This is a genomic window from Pseudomonas sp. R3-41 (assembly GCF_054161485.1).
In genome coordinates this window covers 5,626,294-5,643,086 of sequence record NZ_CP096421.1, presented here as the reverse complement: position 1 = coordinate 5,643,086, position 16,793 = coordinate 5,626,294, and the positions used below count along the sequence as shown (strand labels likewise).

Genomic DNA, 16,793 nt, shown 5'->3' with positions numbered 1-16,793 from the left:
ACGGTGTTTCAACTCTGATTTTTTGCGAGGCTTCACCGGATGCGAACCCTCGGCATCATCTGCCTGCTGCTGGCCCTGGGCGGTTGCAGCTCCCTGCTGTTCTACCCCGAACGCGGCCTGCCGTTTACCCCGGAGCGGGCCAGGCTCGAGTACCGCGACGTCACCCTGACCACCGCTGACAATCTCAAGCTCCGGGGCTGGTGGCTGCCCGTCAAACCAGGCGTGGAGATCAAGGGCACGGTCCTGCATTTGCACGGCAACGGCGGCAACCTGGCGTGGCACCTGGGCGGGAGCTGGTGGTTGCCAGAGCAGGGCTACCAAGTGTTGATGGTCGATTATCGGGGTTATGGCGTGTCTGAAGGCGAGCCGAGCCTGCCGGCGATCTACCAGGACATCGACGCCGCGTTCCAATGGCTCGACCAGTCGCCCGAGGTCCAGGGCAAGCCGCTGGTGCTGCTCGGCCAGAGCCTGGGCGGCGCGCTGGCGGTGCATTACCTGGTCGAACATCCCCAGCGCCAACGGCAGCTCAAGGCCCTGGTGCTCGATGGCGTGCCCGCCAGCTATCGCGACGTCGGGCGTTTTGCCCTGAGTACCTCGTGGCTGACCTGGCCGTTCCAGGTGCCGTTGTCCTGGCTGGTGCCGGACGGTGACAGCGCGATCAGCTCCGTGGCGCAGTTGAACGACGTGCCGAAGTTGATCTACCACAGCCTCGACGACCCCATCGTGCCCCTTTCCAATGGCATCCGCTTGTATCAAGCTGCGCCGCCGCCGCGGGTCCTGCAGCTGACACGGGGCGGCCATGTGCAGACTTTCGCCGACCCGACGTGGCGCACCGTGATGCTGCGCTACCTCGACGATCCCCGGCACTTTGACGGCCTGCGCCGCCTGGGGGAGGTCCCGAACTACCCGAAATCACCCGTTGAATCACCAGAGAACCCGCAATGAGCGAAGAACGTAACGCCATCCCCCTGATTATCACCGGTATCTGCAGCATCCTGGGCACCGTCGCCGTGCTGTGGTACTACGGCTACCTGCATTTCGCCAAGCCCGAGGATGCGTTGCTGCTCGACCAGTTCACCATGCTCAAGACCGTGCCGGGCGAGGACTACAAGGTGTCCCTGGAACCCGCGCCCCAGGTTGCCCAGTGCATCGATGGCGTGCTGGTGTTGTTCGACACCGAGCAGAAAGGCCTGACCGGCGTGTTGATCAACGAGAAGAAACGCGCGGTGCGCTGCATGGGGCAGGAAACACCACAAAAACTGCAGCCGTAATCCAATCCCAACGACACCACAAATCCCCTGTGGGAGCGGGCTTGCTCGCGAAGGCGGTGTGTCAGTCACTGCATATGTAGCTGGCTGGACGCTTTCGCGAGCAAGCCCGCTCCCACAAGGGGATTTGTGTTGGCCGATAAAAAGCCCCGCCTGACTTCAATCAGGCGGGGCTTTTTGGTTTCACTCAGCCGATCAGTTGGCGCTCATGGTCGAGCGCGGGGCCACTGGCTGGTTGTCGTTGGAGATGGTCACTTCCACGCGACGGTTCATGGCGCGGCCCGAGACGCTGGTGTTATCCGCCACCGGGAATTCCTTGCCATAGCCCTGGGTCACGATGCGAGCCGGGTCGACGCCCATTTTCACCAGGGCGGTACGCACCGAGCTGGCGCGACGTTCGGACAGCGATTGGTTGTAGGAATCCGAGCCGGTGCTGTCGGTGTAGCCTTCGATGATCACCTTGCGGTCCGGGTTTTCCTGGAGGAACTGCGCCAGTTTGCTCACATTCGTCATGCCGCTGGTGCGCAGGTCGGACTTGTTGGTGGCGAACAACACGTCGCCGAAAGTCACCAGCGTACCGCGTTCGGTCTGCTTGGCGTTGAGGCTGTCTTGCAGTTGCTTGATCTGCGCGTTGCGCGCGTCGAGCAGGGCACGGGCGCGTTCGTCGCCGGCGTTTTTCAGTTCGGCTTCGGCATTGCGCAGGGCGATGGTCTGCTTGGCCACTTCGACGCGCTGGTTGGTCAGGTAGGCCAGTTGGTCGACCTTGGCTTCGTCTTCCCGATCCAGGTAGGCCTTGTCGGCCTTGGCCAGGAAGTCCGCCGCGTCCTTGGTTTCCAGGGCAGCCACTTTGGTCGCCGCCGGGTCGGCTTGCAGGCCGTTGTAATTGGTCCGCGCCTGTTCAAGATTGGCGTTCGGGTCGTGGGAGCAAGCGGCCAGGGCTACGCAGGCAGCGAGCAGGGCGGGCATCATCAAGTGTTTGTGCATCATAGTCTGTCGTCCTTTTATCAATGAGAAGTACGTCGTGGCGTGAACGGTTTACTGAACCTTGTTCATGCCTTCCTGACGCAGTTCCTGAACCCCTTTCTGAGAGTCCTTGAGGGCTTGTTCGGCCTTGGCGGCCTGGGCCTTGCGCTCGGCGACACGGGCATCCCACTCGGCTTGTTCGGCCAATCGCTTGGCTTCTTCGTAGTTCTCGTCATGCATGGCGATTTCGGCTTGCTTGAGCTTGTCCTGGGCCGATTTCATTTCCACGGCGGCAAATTCGGTACCACCGGCGCTGACGGCGCTGTTGACCGCCGACTGGGTCACCGCGTACTGCTCCGAAGGTGGGTTACCGGCGCAACCGGCGAGAATGAAGCTGCTACCGATCGCCAGGGCAGCCAACTTCAAGCCGCGCAGGCCACTGGATGAGGGTTTGGCAGTGCAGGTATTCATAGGCTTCAACTCCATTGGAAAACTCCTGAAAAAACGACAAATCCATGCTGGGACCGAAGCCATGACGTCTGGTTTGGTGTTGGCGCCAAGGCGCGTTTATTTAAACGACCGTTCCAGTATGGTTACTCGGTGTGACCCGAGGCGTTTTTCAAAAGTTCAGCGAGGATGGCCATTCGCCAAAAGAATTACTGACTGATCGGTCAGCGGCAGAAAAGCTGAACTTTCAAGGCGCGCAGCGGTATTCCCGGCGTAGGTGGGAAAGGCCCCGCGCCGGAAAACCGCAACCTGGAGTGAAGGGAATCAGTGTTTGGATTTGTCGTTCTGCGAGGAAAGTTCGTGCAGATGCCGGCGCGACAGGGCGAGGAATCGTGGGGTCGGTCCTACGTCTTCAGATGTTGGTCGAAAATCGAAATGCGAATTATCAATCCGTTCATGATGATAGTTTTTATCAATCTAAGCCACTCTTCAGCTCCTCTGACTTTTGTATGTCTGTACAGTATGGCTAAGAGCTATTCTTGTGCATGGAGATGGCGTATGAATCCCACAAGCGATGTGAAGCTTGTGACAAGACTGAATGAAGATCGAGAACGACTTGTGACCAAAAAAAAACCTGATGAGTACGTGACACTGCCAGATGGCTCAAAAATTAAAAATCACCCGAGGCACGATTTTGATAAGCCGACCAAATTACTTTTACAGCATATGGTTGCAGGAGTTTGCTCCAATCCTGATTGTTTAAACCATACTGTAGGCTCAAATCTCGCACGAAATAACTATGCTGGCAATGGAGTTGCAGCACATATCTGTGCTGCAGCACCGGGTCCGGGTGCTGCTCGCTATGATAAAGCACAGTCGCAACTCGAAAGGAAGTCTTACAAGAATGGAATCTGGTTATGTGCTTCTTGTTCTGTAATTATCGATCACGACGAGTTACGCTATCCAATTACTCTGCTTTATGAGTGGAAGAGAAGGGCCGAAGTGCGGGCAATGTCGTTAATAGGTCAGAGGTCTATTACGCCCTTCGAACTGTCGGAAACCGTTCGTAATGAGGTTGTGAAAGCTCTGACTTTTAGTTTCAAAAATTCTAGTAATCCGTTAAATGCACCAGTGATAGAGTTTTTTTCTGCTTATAAGCAAAGTATTTCAGAGTTGGATTCTCGTTTTGAGGTGTCTGTAAGCATTTCTGAAAAAGGCATTTTTCATAGAGTGTCGGCCAAACCCGGCGAAAAGCCAAAAATAAGTCTAAAGTTTAAAACTGAAGATGTTGAACAGAAAATGAAAGACGCATGGATGCACCTCATTAATACAGGTGAATCTATCGAAATACCGCTTCAGGATTTTGACTTTGTTGGCTCTCCATTATTTGAGGCCGTTTCTGAAAAGTCGAGCGAAGGAAGATTGGTTGTCGGTGGCATCAGGAGGAAAATTGATACGGTGATGTATCTCGTTGCCGATAATGGTGATGAATTTGAATTGGCATCGATAGAGTCTGAATCTTTTTCTGGAAAAAATAAATTTCAAATCCAAGGCGAGGCAGTAGGTGGTATTTTATCTTTTAAGTATCATTATCAATTGGCTCCTGCTGAGATTAAGCTTGAATTTAATTTCAGTCTCCTAGCTTGGCAAGATAAACCATTTAACGAGTTACCTAGTTTTAACAAGGCTCTGAAAGCAGCAAGATTTATTGCAGGGCATTCTGGGGTTAGAATTTCTATCGAGTTTTTCTTTACGGATGAACCAGTTAGGATTGGGGAAGAATTGTCGGCGGAGTATGAAGAGTTTTTCAATTATTTTCGCTGGATGATTCAAATGCTCGAAAAGGGAAGGGCTATTGCTGGAAAAATAAACGAACCTCTGATTTTACGTTCTTTCGTAATTGAAGAAGAGGACGAGCTACGTATCAATCAGTATTATCATGTAATTGAAGGCTCTATAGTTGATAGCGTTGATGCTGGAAGTGAAGTCTGGAACGCTGAGTTTTCATCTCTGGGGCCAGATATGATGAAAGCTATTGACGGACAGGGCCCTAAGTCTGAGATTTTCATGAGTCAGATTGAAGCACCTAATTTCGTGATGTTTGGAAATACTATATCTCCTCCGCCACTGGAAACAAAATTGATAGGTTTCGAACTATGCCTCTATTCAGAAATTGCTGATAGAACTGCTAACGCTAAAATGAAATTGCTAGGTGTTGAAGGAAGCCAGCTTGTAAGAACAATAAAAAATAAACCATGGGTATTGGTCAAGGAGTAACCAGATGGCAATTGAAGATAAAGCTAAGGGGGTACATTAATGTCTGTTATTCAAGTCGAAAACGCCCTGCACGATTTTGCTGTTAAGCAAATGGGTTCTGCAATTGTCTTGAAAGGGGAGTGGGGGACAGGTAAAACCTATCTCTGGAATTCTGTTATTACGAAGCATAGATCTAGTTTTGCTCGCAATAACTATTCTTACGTTTCACTTTTCGGCATCAATTCTTTAGCTGACTTAAAACGTTCGATTTTTGAGAATTCTATTCCTAGCAAGAAAGCTGGTGATGTCACTACAAAAGATTCAGTAATCGCGAATCTTAAGAAACTTGATTTTAGTGATGGTGCTGGATGGTTAAAGAGAAATTTTGGTCATGGTAGGGAAGTCAAAATTCCCTTTGTTGGAAGCTTAGGTAGTGTTATCGATTCAGTTCAATATTCATTGGTGGTTGATACTATTCTTTGTATCGACGATTTTGAGCGTCGAGGTAATTCTCTATCGGCGAGAGACGTTTTAGGTTTGGTTTCAAACCTGATCGAGTCTAAAGACTGCTCAGTTATCCTTGTCCTCAATGAAGGGTCGCTAGAGAAGAACGATGAATTTTTCACCTTCAGCGAAAAGGTTTTTGACTACGAAGTAACATTTAGTCCTTCCGTACAAGAGTCGGTCAAGCTTGTTTTCGACTCTGCAGGGGATGATCGTAAGGGGATAGCTGAAAATGCGATAAAATTAAATATAAATAATATTCGGTTGTTGAAAAAAATTGCCTTGTTTGCAGGCGTGCTTGATGGTGCATTAAAGAATGCTCATTCTAGAGTAATTCAGCAGGCTCATAATACATTGCCTCTTGCAGTGCTTGCTGTGTATGGAGGGGATAAGAGTAAGGTTGATGTTGATTTTATTTTGACTTATCAAGGCAGTTTGTTTTCTTATATGCCAGATGATCCTAATGCATCAGCAGATGAGTTAGAAAGCAAGCGAATTGAGAAGGAAAAAAGTAATTATCTTGATGAGTACGGCTTTGGAAGGTGTGATGAGTTTGATGTTGCAATAATTCATCTCATAAAGAAAGGTTATGCAGATGAGGATGCATTAGGGCTTCTTGTCGATGCTTTAGAAAAAAAGATAAAGCATGATGCGGATATTGCTCTTCTTGGGCTGGCATGGGATTTGTTTCATTCGTCTTTCGGTAATAATGAAGAGGAAGTGTTTAGTGCATTTGAACAGGCGATCTCTAAAGCCTTGCAATATTTTACGTTAAATGATTTAGATTCCGTTGCATCTATTTATTATGATTTGGGTCGAGATGAACTGATTAACTCAGTGATTGATAATTATTGTTCTAATACCCTTCCTGTATCTGGGGTTCAGGAAAAAGATGAAGTTTATCCTTGGCCGCGTAATTCTTATCTGGCAATGAGGCTTGATGAATATTTTGCTAGCTTAGCAGTGAAGGGGGACTTGTCTGATCTCGTTCTCGCAGTCGTAAAGGGGTCGGGCTTCCCAGATGGGGATCTTAGAAGAGGGATAGCCCAAAAAGGGGATAATGAATTTTATGAGTATTTTGGTAGTTTGGATGGTAAGGATTTCACGCGGCATGCTAGAGCTTTACTGAAGTGTGGTGAGGTTCGTTCGGTTGAGAAGGATATTACGGATGATTTTAGAAATATTTTTATGAAAACTTATGGTGCGTTGCTGAAGCTTTCAGAACTGACACCGTTGAATCGGGTTCGGATGAGTAAGTTTAAAGGTTACGAAAAACTTTACGCTCAGGTAGAGGAAGAGTTGCGTCTTGAACAGAATCAACCTGAATAGCCCCATGCGAGGCTAGATTCAGTCTCCCAGACCCTATTCCCGGAGGGTCTTTGAAATTGCTTGTTCAGCTTCGACGTAGGCGGGTGTCTTACCAGCGTCGGCAAAAATCTCTTCACCTTCCTCCACGCGGATCACCTCAGCCCCTTTGACGTAGGGCATGGCTGTTTCCGCTTCTTTTATAGCAGCGTGAATCAGACCTTCCGTGATGTTGCTTTGATCTAGTCCATAGGCTTCCGCAAACGCCTTGATTTTCACTAGGTCTTGTTTGCGAATGGTCAGGGTGATTTCAACAAGCTTCGAGGTTTCGTGAGCTTTGTTTTCCCAGTTGCTGAGCATCGTTTTGAAGGCGTCCATAAGGTATCTCCTGATTGGCCAGATGTGTTCCTAGACTGTGGCTGTCATTACGGCTCATGGTTCGTTGAAATGACCGGAAGGCCATGTGTTACGCAGCTCTCAGGAGCTTTTCACTTTTTCCTATTGCGTGCTCGCTTTCTTCATACAGCGGGTCACCTTCCTCATCGGTGGCGACAACTTGCGAACCCTTGATGTAGGGGAAGCTCGCTTCAAGCTCTTCCAATGCGGCCCCGATCAGCTCGCCCAGCAGCTCCTCGGGCTGGCGCTTGGGGTACATGTCGCAGATCGCAGCCAGGCGTGCGGCGGCTTCGACGTCCAGGTGGATCGTGTAGCCCGTCTGGGTCAGGCGGCCCTTGGCGTTTTCTTCCCAATGCTGGGCAAGTTCACGAATTTTCATGATGACCTCAATCAGCCTGCTCGTGGCAGGCGCGGTGAGTGACAAGCCGTTGTGTGGCTTACCCATGAGACTAGCTTTGTTGTGCAAGGTTTAAAGTCCCTTCGTCGCTTGTCATAAGCGACCGGCATCGGCACTCTCTGATCCAAGAGCTGTCCGGACTTTTTTGCTGGAGAAATGCTGATGACCGATATCGATGCCCGCTTGCGCGAGGATGTCCACCTGCTTGGCGAACTGCTGGGCAATACCATCCGCGAACAGTACGGGGACACGTTTCTCGACAAGATCGAGCAGATCCGCAAGGGCGCCAAGGCTGACCGACGCGGTTCCGTGGATGCCGAACTCAGTGCCAGCCTCAATCAACTGAGCGAGGACGAACTGCTGCCGGTGGCGCGCGCGTTCAACCAATTCCTCAACCTCGCCAACATCGCCGAACAGTACCAACTGATCCATCGCCGCGAAGAATCGCAACCGGCGCCTTTCGAGGCACGGGTCCTGCCTGAGTTGCTTGCCCGGCTGCGGGCCGAAGGCCATGGCGCCGAGGCCCTGGCCCGGCAGTTGGGCCGCCTGGAAATCGAACTGGTCCTCACCGCTCACCCCACGGAAGTGGCCCGCCGTACCCTGATCCAGAAATACGACGCCATCGCCGCGCAACTGGCGGCCCAGGATCACCGCGACCTGACCAGTGCCGAGCGCGCGCAGATCCACGAGCGCCTGCAACGCTTGATCGCCGAAGCCTGGCACACCGAAGAAATCCGCCGCACCCGGCCGACCCCGGTGGACGAGGCCAAGTGGGGCTTCGCGGTGATCGAGCATTCGCTGTGGCACGCCATCCCCAATTACCTGCGCAAGGCCGACCAGGCCTTGCATACCGCCACCGGGCTGCGCCTGCCGCTGGAGGCCGCGCCGATCCGCTTTGCCTCGTGGATGGGCGGCGACCGTGACGGCAACCCGAATGTCACCGCCGCGGTGACCCGCGAGGTGCTGTTATTGGCGCGGTGGATGGCGGCGGACCTGTACCTGCGTGACGTCGACCAACTGGCGGCCGAACTGTCCATGCAAAACGCCAGCGAGGCCTTGCGGGCCCAGGCCGGCGACAGCGCCGAACCGTATCGTGCCGTGCTCAAGCAACTGCGCGAACGCCTGCGCGCCACCCGCAACTGGGCCCATGCCTCCTTGAGTGCCGCCACGCCGCCAGGCGCCGAGGTGTTGCAGCACAACCGCGAACTGCTGGACCCCCTTGAGCTGTGCTACCACTCCCTGCACGAATGCGGCATGGGCGTGATTGCCGATGGGCCGCTGCTCGACTGCCTGCGGCGGGCGGTGACCTTCGGCTTGTTCCTGGTGCGCCTCGATGTGCGCCAGGACTCGACGCGCCATACCGCCGCCATGACGGAAATCACCGACTACCTGGGCCTGGGTCGCTATGAGGATTGGAACGAGGAGCAGCGCATCAGCTTTTTGCTGGAGGAGCTGAACAACCGGCGTCCACTGCTGCCGGCCCATTTCAAGCCCTCGGCCGACACGGCGGAAGTGTTGGCGACGTGCCGGGAAGTGGCCGCGGCGCCGGCGGCGTCCCTGGGTTCCTACGTGATCTCCATGGCCGGCGCGGCGTCCGATGTCCTCGCTGTGCAACTGTTGTTGAAGGACGCCGGGGTATTGCGGCCGATGCGAGTGGTGCCGCTGTTCGAGACCCTGGCCGACCTGGACAACGCCGGGCCGGTGATCGAGCGGCTGTTACTGCTGCCGGGCTATCGTTCACGGCTGCAAGGCCCTCAGGAAGTGATGATCGGCTATTCAGATTCGGCGAAGGATGCCGGGACCACGGCGGCGGCCTGGGCGCAATATCGGGCCCAGGAACGGCTGGTGGACATCTGCCGCGAGCAGCAAGTCGAACTGTTGTTGTTCCACGGTCGTGGCGGCACCGTGGGCCGTGGTGGCGGTCCGGCACACGCGGCGATCCTGTCCCAGCCACCGGGCTCGGTGGCCGGGCGTTTCCGCACCACCGAGCAGGGCGAAATGATTCGTTTCAAATTCGGCCTGCCGGATATCGCCGAACAGAACCTCAATCTGTATCTCGCCGCGGTGCTTGAAGCGACGCTGCTGCCACCGCCGCCACCCACGCCGCAGTGGCGGGATTTGATGGATGAACTGGCGGCCGATGGCGTCAGTGCCTACCGCGCGGTGGTGCGGGAGAATCCGCAGTTCGTCGAGTACTTCCGCCAGTCCACCCCCGAGCAGGAACTTGGGCGCCTGCCGCTGGGCAGCCGGCCGGCCAAGCGTCGCGCCGGCGGCATCGAAAGCTTGCGGGCGATTCCGTGGATTTTCGGCTGGACCCAGACCCGCCTGATGTTGCCGGCCTGGCTCGGTTGGGAAACCGCACTGAGCAAGGCCCTGGAGCGTGGCGAAGGGGCGTTGCTGGGGCAGATGCGCGAGCAATGGCCGTTCTTCCGGACCCGCATCGACATGCTGGAGATGGTGCTGGCCAAGGCCGACGCCGATATCGCCCGCTCTTATGACGAGCGTTTGGTGGAACCTGGGCTGCTGCCTTTGGGTGCGCATTTACGCGACCTATTGTCGCAGGCCTGCACTGTGGTGCTTGGCTTGACCGGTCAGTCGCAGCTACTGGCACATAGCCCAGCCACGCTGGAATTCATCCGCCTGCGCAACACCTACCTCGACCCGTTGCACCTGTTGCAGGCCGAACTGTTGGCGCGCTCACGCCAGCAGGATGTTGCCCAAGGCAGCCCCGTGGAGCAGGCATTACTGGTGTCTGTGGCGGGGATTGCCGCCGGGTTGCGCAATACCGGCTAAGATCAGGCAGCGCACTGAAACGGCTCGCCCGGCGTTCCCTGGCGTTGTTCGGCGGGGGCGGGGACAGGTCGACCAGGCGACAGTTTGTTGCCCGGTTGCGACGCTTGCCACCCCCTCCGAAGGTCGTATCGGGCGCGGGTTCCTCCGACTTTCGGCGGCTTGTGTGGGTCGGGCCTGCTGTGTATCTTGATCAGCCTTTGGCCGTTTGGGCGGTCACGATCCAGTTTTTCGAAGATTGGCCCCGCGAGGCGAATCCGAGCGTTTTACATAAAAAAATTGAGGAGCACATCGATGCGCGTCATTCTGCTGGGAGCTCCCGGGGCCGGTAAAGGTACTCAGGCAAAGTTCATCACCGAAAAATTCGGTATCCCGCAAATCTCCACCGGCGACATGCTGCGTGCCGCGGTCAAGGCTGGCACGCCACTGGGTGTTCAAGCCAAGAGCATCATGGATGCCGGCGGCCTGGTGTCGGATGACCTGATCATCGCCCTGGTCAAGGATCGCATCGCTCAACCCGACTGCGCCAATGGCTTCCTGTTCGATGGCTTCCCGCGCACCATTCCCCAGGCTGAAGCCCTGGTGACTGCCGGTGTTGAGCTCGATCACGTGGTCGAAATCGCGGTCGACGACGAAGAGATCGTCCAGCGCATTGCCGGTCGTCGTGTCCACGAGGCGTCCGGCCGTGTCTACCACACCGTCTACAACCCGCCGAAACTTGCGGGCAAGGACGACGTCACCGGTGAAGAGCTGGTGCAGCGCAAGGACGACACCGAAGAAACCGTGCGTCATCGCCTGTCGGTCTACCATTCCCAGACCAAGCCGCTGGTGGCGTTCTACCAGAATCTGTCGGCTGCCCAAGGCAAGCCGAAGTACAGCCACATCCCGGGCGTTGGCTCGGTCGATGCGATCACCGGCAAGGTGCTCGAAGCGCTGAGCTGAAAAGCCTGATCAGTTGCATCAACTACGGCCCGCTTGCGGGCCGTAGTTGTTTATACTGGCGCACTTTTTCCCCACCTGATTTACGGACACATCGATGAGCACCTTGCTGGCCCTGGACACCGCGACTGAAGCTTGCTCCGTTGCCTTGCTGCACGACGGCAAGGTCACGAGCCATTACGAGGTGATCCCGCGCCTGCATGCGCAGAAGCTGCTGCCGATGATCCAGAAACTGTTGAGCGATGCCGGCACGACCTTGCAGGCGGTGGATGCGATTGCCTTTGGCCGTGGGCCGGGAGCTTTTACCGGCGTGCGCATCGCCATCGGCGTGGTGCAAGGCCTGGCATTTGCCCTGGAGCGGCCAGTGCTGCCAGTGTCAAACCTGGCGGTGCTGGCCCAGCGTGCCTTGCGCGAACAGGGCGCTCGCCAAGTTGCCGCGGCCATCGATGCGCGCATGGATGAGGTGTATTGGGGCTGCTACCGCGAAACCGACGGCGAGATGCGCCTGGTCGGTGCTGAAGCGGTGTTGCCGCCCGAAGCGGCGGCGTTGCCGGGCGATGCCAGCGGCGACTGGTTCGGCGCCGGCACTGGTTGGGGCTATGGCGAGCGGATCGGTGTCAGCCTCATCGGCCAGGACGCCTCGATGCTGCCCCATGCCGAGGACCTGCTGGCCCTGGCACGCTTCGCCTGGGAACGTGGCGAGGCCATTCCAGCGGATGATGCACAGCCAGTATATTTGCGGGACAAAGTCGCAACCCCCAAGTCCGAGCGATAGAAAGCATCACTCCGCTCTCGAACGGGCAGCGTTGTGGCGAGGGAGCTTGCTCCCGCTGGGCTGCGAAGCGGCCCCCAGAAAATTGATTTCAGGCCGGCAAGATAAGGCGCGAATCATATTTCGGGGCCGCTTCGCGCCCCAGCGGGAGCAAGCTCCCTCGCCACAAAACCATAGGGTCACCCCAAAAAGCGGTGTCTCGAAAAAGTCATTTACGCCCCCAAAAGTCACACCCAACCTTGCCAGTCGTCACTTTTTCCGCCCGTTTTTAAACCTTTTTGACTTTATGTGTTCTAGTTATCACTTGCGCATTTGCGCGGCTGCGAAAGTGCCGCTAAATTGCCATCATTGATACCGAGCATTCTGTTATGCGTATAGACGGCGTTTCATCCCAGTCCTACCCCATCAAGCGTCGGCCTCGTGCGGGTAAAGCCAGCGAGCCGGAAAACTTCGATGACATCGATGGCGAGGTGGAATTTCCGTCTGAAGAGCAACTGGCCGCCCGCGCCGCCAAAGCCTCTGCGCAACGCCTGAGCAATCTCCCCGCCCGTCAGCAAGACATGCTTTATCACCGTGCGATGAGCCGCAGTGTCTCCACGGCCCTGGCGAGCTACCTGAGCACCGCCGGTTTCGTCGATTGGGATATGGAAGTGCTGGGACTCGATCTCTACATCTGATGGTCTTGCCTTACTACCTGGGCTGCCCGTCCTGGAGCGAAAACGCCTGGCGCGATCACCTTTATCCCCAGGATGCGAAAAGCACCGATTTCCTCGATCTCTATTCCCAAGTGTTCAATGCCGTGGAAGGCAATACGACCTTCTATGCCAGCCCGTCTGCGCCGACCGTGCAGCGCTGGGCCGAGATCATGCCCAAGCACTTTCGCTTCACCGCCAAGTTTCCTGGCGACATCAGCCACAATGGCGACCTGCGCGAACGGCTGACGGCCACTGAAACCTTCCTGCAACTACTCAGCCCCTTGGGCGAGCGCGTTGCGCCGTATTGGCTGCAACTGTCCAAGGCCTTTACCCCGAATCGGTTGCCGGAACTGGCGGGGTTCATCGACGCCTTGCAGCGCCCCTTGGCGGTCGAAGTCCGTCACGACGAGTTCTTTGCCAAGGGCGACGCCGAACGACGGCTCAATCGCCTGTTGCTCGATCGCGGCGTCGAACGCATCTGCCTCGATCCCCGGGCCTTGTTCAGTTGCACCTCCCTTGATCCCGCCGTGCTTCACGCACAATCGAAAAAGCCCCGCGTGCCGCCCCGGCCCGCGGCGTTCACCCAATGTCCGCAAGTGCGTTTCATCGGTCATCCGGCGCTCGAAGCCAACGAGCCGTTCCTGACGCCGTGGGTGGAGAAAATCGCCGGCTGGATCGAAGAAGGGCGCACGCCCTATATCTTCCTGCACACCGCCGACAACCGGCTGGCCGCCAGGCTCGCGCAACGTTTTCACGAGCGATTGATGCATCGATTGCCTGGCTTGCCGGCCCTGCCTGCGCTATATAGAGAGCCCGCCGCCGAGCAACTGGGTTTGCTCTGAGGCCCACTCCCTCTCTGCTCAGGAGCGAACTACATGGAAGCGCACATTCGTCGAGCCCAGGCGTTCAAGGCCTTGCACGAACGCGAAGGGGCTTTTGTCATTCCCAACCCGTGGGACGCCGGTTCGGCCAAGATGCTGGCCAGCCTGGGTTTTGAAGCCTTGGCGACCACCAGTGCCGGTCACGCCTTTTCCCTGGGCCGACCCGATGGCGCGCTGGGGCTGGATGACACGCTGGCTAACGTGCGGGCGATTGTCGCGGCCACTGACCTGCCGGTGGCCGTCGACCTGGAGAACGGTTTTGCCGATGCCCCCGAGGATTGCGCCCGCAGCCTGCTCCGAGCCGCGGAGGCCGGCGCGGTGGGTGGTTCGATCGAGGATGCCACGGGGCGCGAAGACAGCCCGATCTATTGCTTCGACCACGCGGTAGCTCGGGTCAAGGCCGCCGCTGAGGCCGTGCGCAGCTTGCCGTTTCCTTTCCTGCTGACGGCCCGGGCGGAAAATTTCCTGCATGGCAATCCGGACCTCGACGACACCATACGCCGCCTCAAGGCCTTCGCGGACGCGGGGGCCGACGTGTTGTACGCCCCGGGGCTGAGCAGCGCCGAACAAGTGCTCGCGGTGGTGCAGGCCGTGGCGCCAAAACCGGTGAACGTGCTGATGTCCGGGGCGCTGGACCTGACGGTGGCGCAGTTGAGCGAGCTGGGCGTCAAGCGCATCAGTGTCGGCTCGGCGCTGGCCCTGGCCGCGTATGGCGAGTTCTTCCGCGCCGCCGAGGAGATCCAGGAGCAGGGCACATTCACCTTCACGCGCCGCTCGATGCCGTTCAAGCAGGCCAACCAATTATTCAAGGGTTGATGCCCGAGGCAATATCGTGCGGTTTTTGAAAGCGCTTGCGGTCGTGGCCCTACTCATTGGCCTTGCCGTGCTGGGGGTATGGCGCGGCTGGGTGGCGCTGCCGCCCCAATGGAATCCCTGGGCGCCTTTGGACGTCAACCTGGCGCCCAATCTGCTCACCCGTTTCAAACTCATGGCCCTGCGCAACGACCCGCAGCTGTGCGACCAGGCCCTCGCTACCTCCGGGCTGCGCACCGCGCGCCAGGCCGACAGCGGCGCCAATACCACATGCCCATTGACCAATGTGTTGAGGGTGCAGGGCGGTGAGGTGGCGTTGAGCAGCAGCTTCCTCGCCAGTTGCCCGCTGGCGGTGGCGTTTGCGTTGTTCGAGCGTCACGGGTTGCAGCCGGCGGCAATGGCGGTCTACGGGCAGAAAGTGACGCGGGTCGATCACTTGGGCAGTTTCGCCTGTCGCAACATGTACGGGCGTGAGAGCGGGGCGCGCAGCCAGCACGCCACCGCCAGCGCGCTGGACATCGCCGGGTTTCGCCTGGCCGATGGGCGCACGATCAGCGTGCTCAGGGACTGGCCCAAGGACACGGCCGATGCGCGCTTCTTGCGTCAGGCTCGGGATGGCGCCTGCGATATGTTCAGTGTGGTCTTGAGCCCGGATTACAACGCGGCGCACCGCAACCATTTTCATCTGGATGTGGGGCCATGGTGGATCTGTCGCTGATTTAAGCGGCGATGCGCAGGTTCTGCAGCACGATCGGACGTGCCCAGCGGGTGTCGAAGTCCAGTTGTTTCTGCTGCGCCACCAATTCCTCTTTCGGGAACGGCGGGAACGGCTTGTCCAGCAGCTCGAGTTCGAATTCGGCGATCGGCAGGTGCAACGGACGCGGTTGTGGCGCCGGGCCCGGTTCCGGCAGTGGTTGGCCGGCGGTGAGGACGAGTGGGCGGACCCAGTTGCTTTCGAAGGTCTGCTGGTGTTGCTGGGCAACGATTTCTTCTGGCGGGAACGGCGGGAAGGGTTTATCCAGCAGGTCGAGTTCGAATTCGGCGATGGGCAGGAACAGCGGTTCTGGCGGCTTGACCTGTGTTTCGGTCACTTCGCAGGTGCGCTGGCTGACGATATGCGCCAGCAGTTCGGCGCCGAGGGTCGGTTCAACGGCCTCATCGAGGGGCTCTGGCTGGTAGCTGCCAGGTGCCGGTGCGTTATCACCCAGTTGATCGGCCAGGGCCCGGGCAAAAAAATCCTGCCACAGGTGACTGACGCCGCTCAGCGCTTGGGTGTTACGCAGGCTGTAATCGCCGTAAGGGGAGATAACGCCTATCGATGTGGATTGAATGTCTGACATTTTTCTCGGTCGACGCTCAGCTCTGGCAAAATGCCGTTCACCGTTGTTATCGGCCGTTTTTGCCGATCCTTAATTTTTTGAGCATGTTTTCCATAAGTGAACAACTTCCATGAGTGAGCAACCCGCGGCCTGCCGCATCCATGTCGAGGCCCTGGCCCCGGCCTTCCAACCGCAGGCCGAACACTGGGCCGAGCGGCTTGGCCTGCCTTTGCAAGGGGACGAAGGCGAGTTCGCCTTGCAGGTCGGTGAGCAAGGGGTGCAGTTGCAGCAGTTGGGCCCGGATGCGCCAGGGCCGGTGCGCGTGGACTTCGTCGAGGGTGGGGCGGCCCATCGGCGGTTGTACGGCGGCGGCAGTGGCCAGATGATCGCCAAGGCAGTCGGGATCGCCCAAGGTGTGCGCCCGCGGGTGCTGGATGCCACCGCCGGGTTGGGCAAGGATGCGTTTGTGCTGGCCAGCCTGGGCTGTGAAATGAGCTTGATCGAGCGTCAGCCGCTGATCGCGGCCTTGTTGGAGGATGGCCTGGCCCGTGGCGCAGAGGACTTCGACGTGGCGCCGATCGTGGCGCGCATGCGCTTGCTCAAGGGCAACTCCATCGAGGTGATGCGCAACTGGGAAGGCGAACCGCCCCAGGTGATCTACCTGGACCCGATGTTCCCTCATCGTGAGAAAACCGCCTTGGTGAAGAAGGAGATGCGCTTGTTCCGGCCCCTGGTGGGCGATGACCCGGACGCCCCGGCGCTGCTCGCCGCGGCCCTGGCCTTGGCGACTCATCGAGTGGTGGTCAAGCGTCCACGCAAGGCCCCGTGCATCGAAGGGCCGAAGCCGAGCCATGGGCTCGATGGCAAGTCCAGTCGCTACGACATCTATCCGAAGAAAGCGCTCAAGCCTTGAGACCGAGTTGCCTGCATCGCGAGCAGGCTCGCTCCCACAGGGGCCGGTGGCGGGCGCTGATTCTGTGAACCCCGTCGATCAAACTGTGGGAGCGGGCTTGCTCGCGAAAGCGGTGGGTCAGTTGGGGAAGGTGTT

At 57.5% G+C, this 16,793-nt stretch carries 17 protein-coding genes and 1 pseudogene; 12 read left to right on the top strand and 6 right to left on the bottom strand.

Annotated features, from left to right (window positions below):
* The first annotated feature begins 39 nt into the window (after positions 1-39).
* Positions 40-945, top strand: a complete 906-nt coding sequence (locus M1D99_RS24410) for an alpha/beta hydrolase (protein ID WP_434572129.1) — start codon at positions 40-42, stop codon at positions 943-945.
* Positions 942-1,271, top strand: coding sequence for a hypothetical protein (locus tag M1D99_RS24405; RefSeq protein WP_250963611.1), 330 nt, complete (start codon positions 942-944; stop codon positions 1,269-1,271). The genes M1D99_RS24410 and M1D99_RS24405 overlap by 4 nt, the downstream gene beginning before the upstream one ends.
* A gap of 192 nt (positions 1,272-1,463) precedes the next feature.
* Here M1D99_RS24405 and M1D99_RS24400 read toward each other — a convergent pair whose 3' ends face one another.
* The 3 genes and pseudogenes from M1D99_RS24400 to M1D99_RS24390 form a co-directional block, all read right to left on the bottom strand.
* Entirely contained in the window at positions 1,464-2,252 is a 789-nt protein-coding gene (locus tag M1D99_RS24400; protein ID WP_186728987.1) for an OmpA family protein, read from the bottom strand.
* Positions 2,253-2,303: 51 nt separating this feature from the next.
* Positions 2,304-2,717, bottom strand: a complete 414-nt coding sequence (locus tag M1D99_RS24395) for a DUF4398 domain-containing protein (RefSeq protein WP_186705469.1) — start codon at positions 2,715-2,717, stop codon at positions 2,304-2,306.
* Between the two features lie 285 nt (positions 2,718-3,002).
* Positions 3,003-3,101: pseudogene (locus M1D99_RS24390) on the bottom strand (pilin assembly protein); the annotation flags it as partial.
* A 135-nt stretch (positions 3,102-3,236) separates the two neighbouring features.
* Here M1D99_RS24390 and M1D99_RS24385 point away from each other — a divergent pair.
* Both M1D99_RS24385 and M1D99_RS24380 read left to right on the top strand, forming a co-directional pair.
* Positions 3,237-4,955: a hypothetical protein gene (locus M1D99_RS24385; RefSeq protein WP_458130887.1), complete on the top strand. Its 1,719-nt coding sequence runs from the start codon at positions 3,237-3,239 to the stop codon at positions 4,953-4,955.
* A gap of 39 nt (positions 4,956-4,994) precedes the next feature.
* Positions 4,995-6,767: a P-loop NTPase fold protein gene (locus M1D99_RS24380; RefSeq protein WP_458130886.1), complete on the top strand. Its 1,773-nt coding sequence runs from the start codon at positions 4,995-4,997 to the stop codon at positions 6,765-6,767.
* A 33-nt stretch (positions 6,768-6,800) separates the two neighbouring features.
* Here the strand turns inward: M1D99_RS24380 and M1D99_RS24375 are convergent, their stop codons facing one another.
* Positions 6,801-7,121, bottom strand: a complete 321-nt coding sequence (locus M1D99_RS24375; RefSeq protein WP_458130885.1) for a hypothetical protein — start codon at positions 7,119-7,121, stop codon at positions 6,801-6,803.
* Positions 7,122-7,209: 88 nt separating this feature from the next.
* Positions 7,210-7,518: a hypothetical protein gene (locus M1D99_RS24370; RefSeq protein ID WP_458130884.1), complete on the bottom strand. Its 309-nt coding sequence runs from the start codon at positions 7,516-7,518 to the stop codon at positions 7,210-7,212.
* A 180-nt stretch (positions 7,519-7,698) separates the two neighbouring features.
* On the opposite strand from M1D99_RS24370, the gene ppc reads away from it, so the two are divergent.
* From ppc to M1D99_RS24335, 7 genes are all read left to right on the top strand, one after another.
* Positions 7,699-10,329: a phosphoenolpyruvate carboxylase gene (ppc, locus tag M1D99_RS24365; RefSeq protein ID WP_458130883.1), complete on the top strand. Its 2,631-nt coding sequence runs from the start codon at positions 7,699-7,701 to the stop codon at positions 10,327-10,329.
* Between the two features lie 291 nt (positions 10,330-10,620).
* On the top strand, positions 10,621-11,268 hold the full coding sequence (gene adk, locus M1D99_RS24360; protein ID WP_186705472.1) for an adenylate kinase: 648 nt from the start codon (positions 10,621-10,623) through the stop codon (positions 11,266-11,268).
* Between the two features lie 94 nt (positions 11,269-11,362).
* Complete coding sequence (tsaB, locus tag M1D99_RS24355) at positions 11,363-12,040, top strand: tRNA (adenosine(37)-N6)-threonylcarbamoyltransferase complex dimerization subunit type 1 TsaB (RefSeq protein ID WP_186705473.1); 678 nt, start codon at positions 11,363-11,365, stop codon at positions 12,038-12,040.
* A gap of 365 nt (positions 12,041-12,405) precedes the next feature.
* Complete coding sequence (locus M1D99_RS24350) at positions 12,406-12,714, top strand: hypothetical protein (protein WP_186705474.1); 309 nt, start codon at positions 12,406-12,408, stop codon at positions 12,712-12,714.
* On the top strand, positions 12,714-13,574 hold the full coding sequence (locus tag M1D99_RS24345; RefSeq protein WP_458130882.1) for a DUF72 domain-containing protein: 861 nt from the start codon (positions 12,714-12,716) through the stop codon (positions 13,572-13,574). The genes M1D99_RS24350 and M1D99_RS24345 overlap by 1 nt, the downstream gene beginning before the upstream one ends.
* A 33-nt stretch (positions 13,575-13,607) precedes the next feature.
* The gene (locus M1D99_RS24340; RefSeq protein ID WP_411386592.1) at positions 13,608-14,429 is read left to right on the top strand and encodes an isocitrate lyase/PEP mutase family protein; all 822 of its coding nucleotides are present in this window, start codon (positions 13,608-13,610) and stop codon (positions 14,427-14,429) included.
* A gap of 16 nt (positions 14,430-14,445) precedes the next feature.
* A complete protein-coding gene (locus M1D99_RS24335) occupies positions 14,446-15,144 on the top strand; it encodes an extensin-like domain-containing protein (protein WP_411386593.1) in 699 nt (232 codons plus the stop codon).
* Between the two features lies 1 nt (position 15,145).
* Here M1D99_RS24335 and M1D99_RS24330 read toward each other — a convergent pair whose 3' ends face one another.
* A complete protein-coding gene (locus M1D99_RS24330; protein ID WP_434572120.1) occupies positions 15,146-15,766 on the bottom strand; it encodes an energy transducer TonB in 621 nt (206 codons plus the stop codon).
* A 109-nt stretch (positions 15,767-15,875) separates the two neighbouring features.
* On the opposite strand from M1D99_RS24330, the gene M1D99_RS24325 reads away from it, so the two are divergent.
* Positions 15,876-16,658: a class I SAM-dependent methyltransferase gene (locus M1D99_RS24325; protein WP_186705479.1), complete on the top strand. Its 783-nt coding sequence runs from the start codon at positions 15,876-15,878 to the stop codon at positions 16,656-16,658.
* The last annotated feature ends 135 nt before the right edge of the window (positions 16,659-16,793 follow it).

What these genes read in the sequence shown, in the direction of transcription:
- M1D99_RS24410 (WP_434572129.1), top strand. Translation starts at nt 40, where the DNA reads ATGCGAACCCTCGGCATCATCTGCCTGCTGCTGGCCCTGGGCGGTTGC.
- M1D99_RS24405 (WP_250963611.1), top strand. Translation starts at nt 942, where the DNA reads ATGAGCGAAGAACGTAACGCCATCCCCCTGATTATCACCGGTATCTGC.
- M1D99_RS24400 (WP_186728987.1), bottom strand. Translation starts at nt 2,252, where the DNA reads ATGCACAAACACTTGATGATGCCCGCCCTGCTCGCTGCCTGCGTAGCC.
- M1D99_RS24395 (WP_186705469.1), bottom strand. Translation starts at nt 2,717, where the DNA reads ATGGAGTTGAAGCCTATGAATACCTGCACTGCCAAACCCTCATCCAGT.
- M1D99_RS24385 (WP_458130887.1), top strand. Translation starts at nt 3,237, where the DNA reads ATGAATCCCACAAGCGATGTGAAGCTTGTGACAAGACTGAATGAAGAT.
- M1D99_RS24380 (WP_458130886.1), top strand. Translation starts at nt 4,995, where the DNA reads ATGTCTGTTATTCAAGTCGAAAACGCCCTGCACGATTTTGCTGTTAAG.
- M1D99_RS24375 (WP_458130885.1), bottom strand. Translation starts at nt 7,121, where the DNA reads ATGGACGCCTTCAAAACGATGCTCAGCAACTGGGAAAACAAAGCTCAC.
- M1D99_RS24370 (WP_458130884.1), bottom strand. Translation starts at nt 7,518, where the DNA reads ATGAAAATTCGTGAACTTGCCCAGCATTGGGAAGAAAACGCCAAGGGC.
- ppc (WP_458130883.1), top strand. Translation starts at nt 7,699, where the DNA reads ATGACCGATATCGATGCCCGCTTGCGCGAGGATGTCCACCTGCTTGGC.
- adk (WP_186705472.1), top strand. Translation starts at nt 10,621, where the DNA reads ATGCGCGTCATTCTGCTGGGAGCTCCCGGGGCCGGTAAAGGTACTCAG.
- tsaB (WP_186705473.1), top strand. Translation starts at nt 11,363, where the DNA reads ATGAGCACCTTGCTGGCCCTGGACACCGCGACTGAAGCTTGCTCCGTT.
- M1D99_RS24350 (WP_186705474.1), top strand. Translation starts at nt 12,406, where the DNA reads ATGCGTATAGACGGCGTTTCATCCCAGTCCTACCCCATCAAGCGTCGG.
- M1D99_RS24345 (WP_458130882.1), top strand. Translation starts at nt 12,714, where the DNA reads ATGGTCTTGCCTTACTACCTGGGCTGCCCGTCCTGGAGCGAAAACGCC.
- M1D99_RS24340 (WP_411386592.1), top strand. Translation starts at nt 13,608, where the DNA reads ATGGAAGCGCACATTCGTCGAGCCCAGGCGTTCAAGGCCTTGCACGAA.
- M1D99_RS24330 (WP_434572120.1), bottom strand. Translation starts at nt 15,766, where the DNA reads ATGTCAGACATTCAATCCACATCGATAGGCGTTATCTCCCCTTACGGC.
- M1D99_RS24325 (WP_186705479.1), top strand. Translation starts at nt 15,876, where the DNA reads ATGAGTGAGCAACCCGCGGCCTGCCGCATCCATGTCGAGGCCCTGGCC.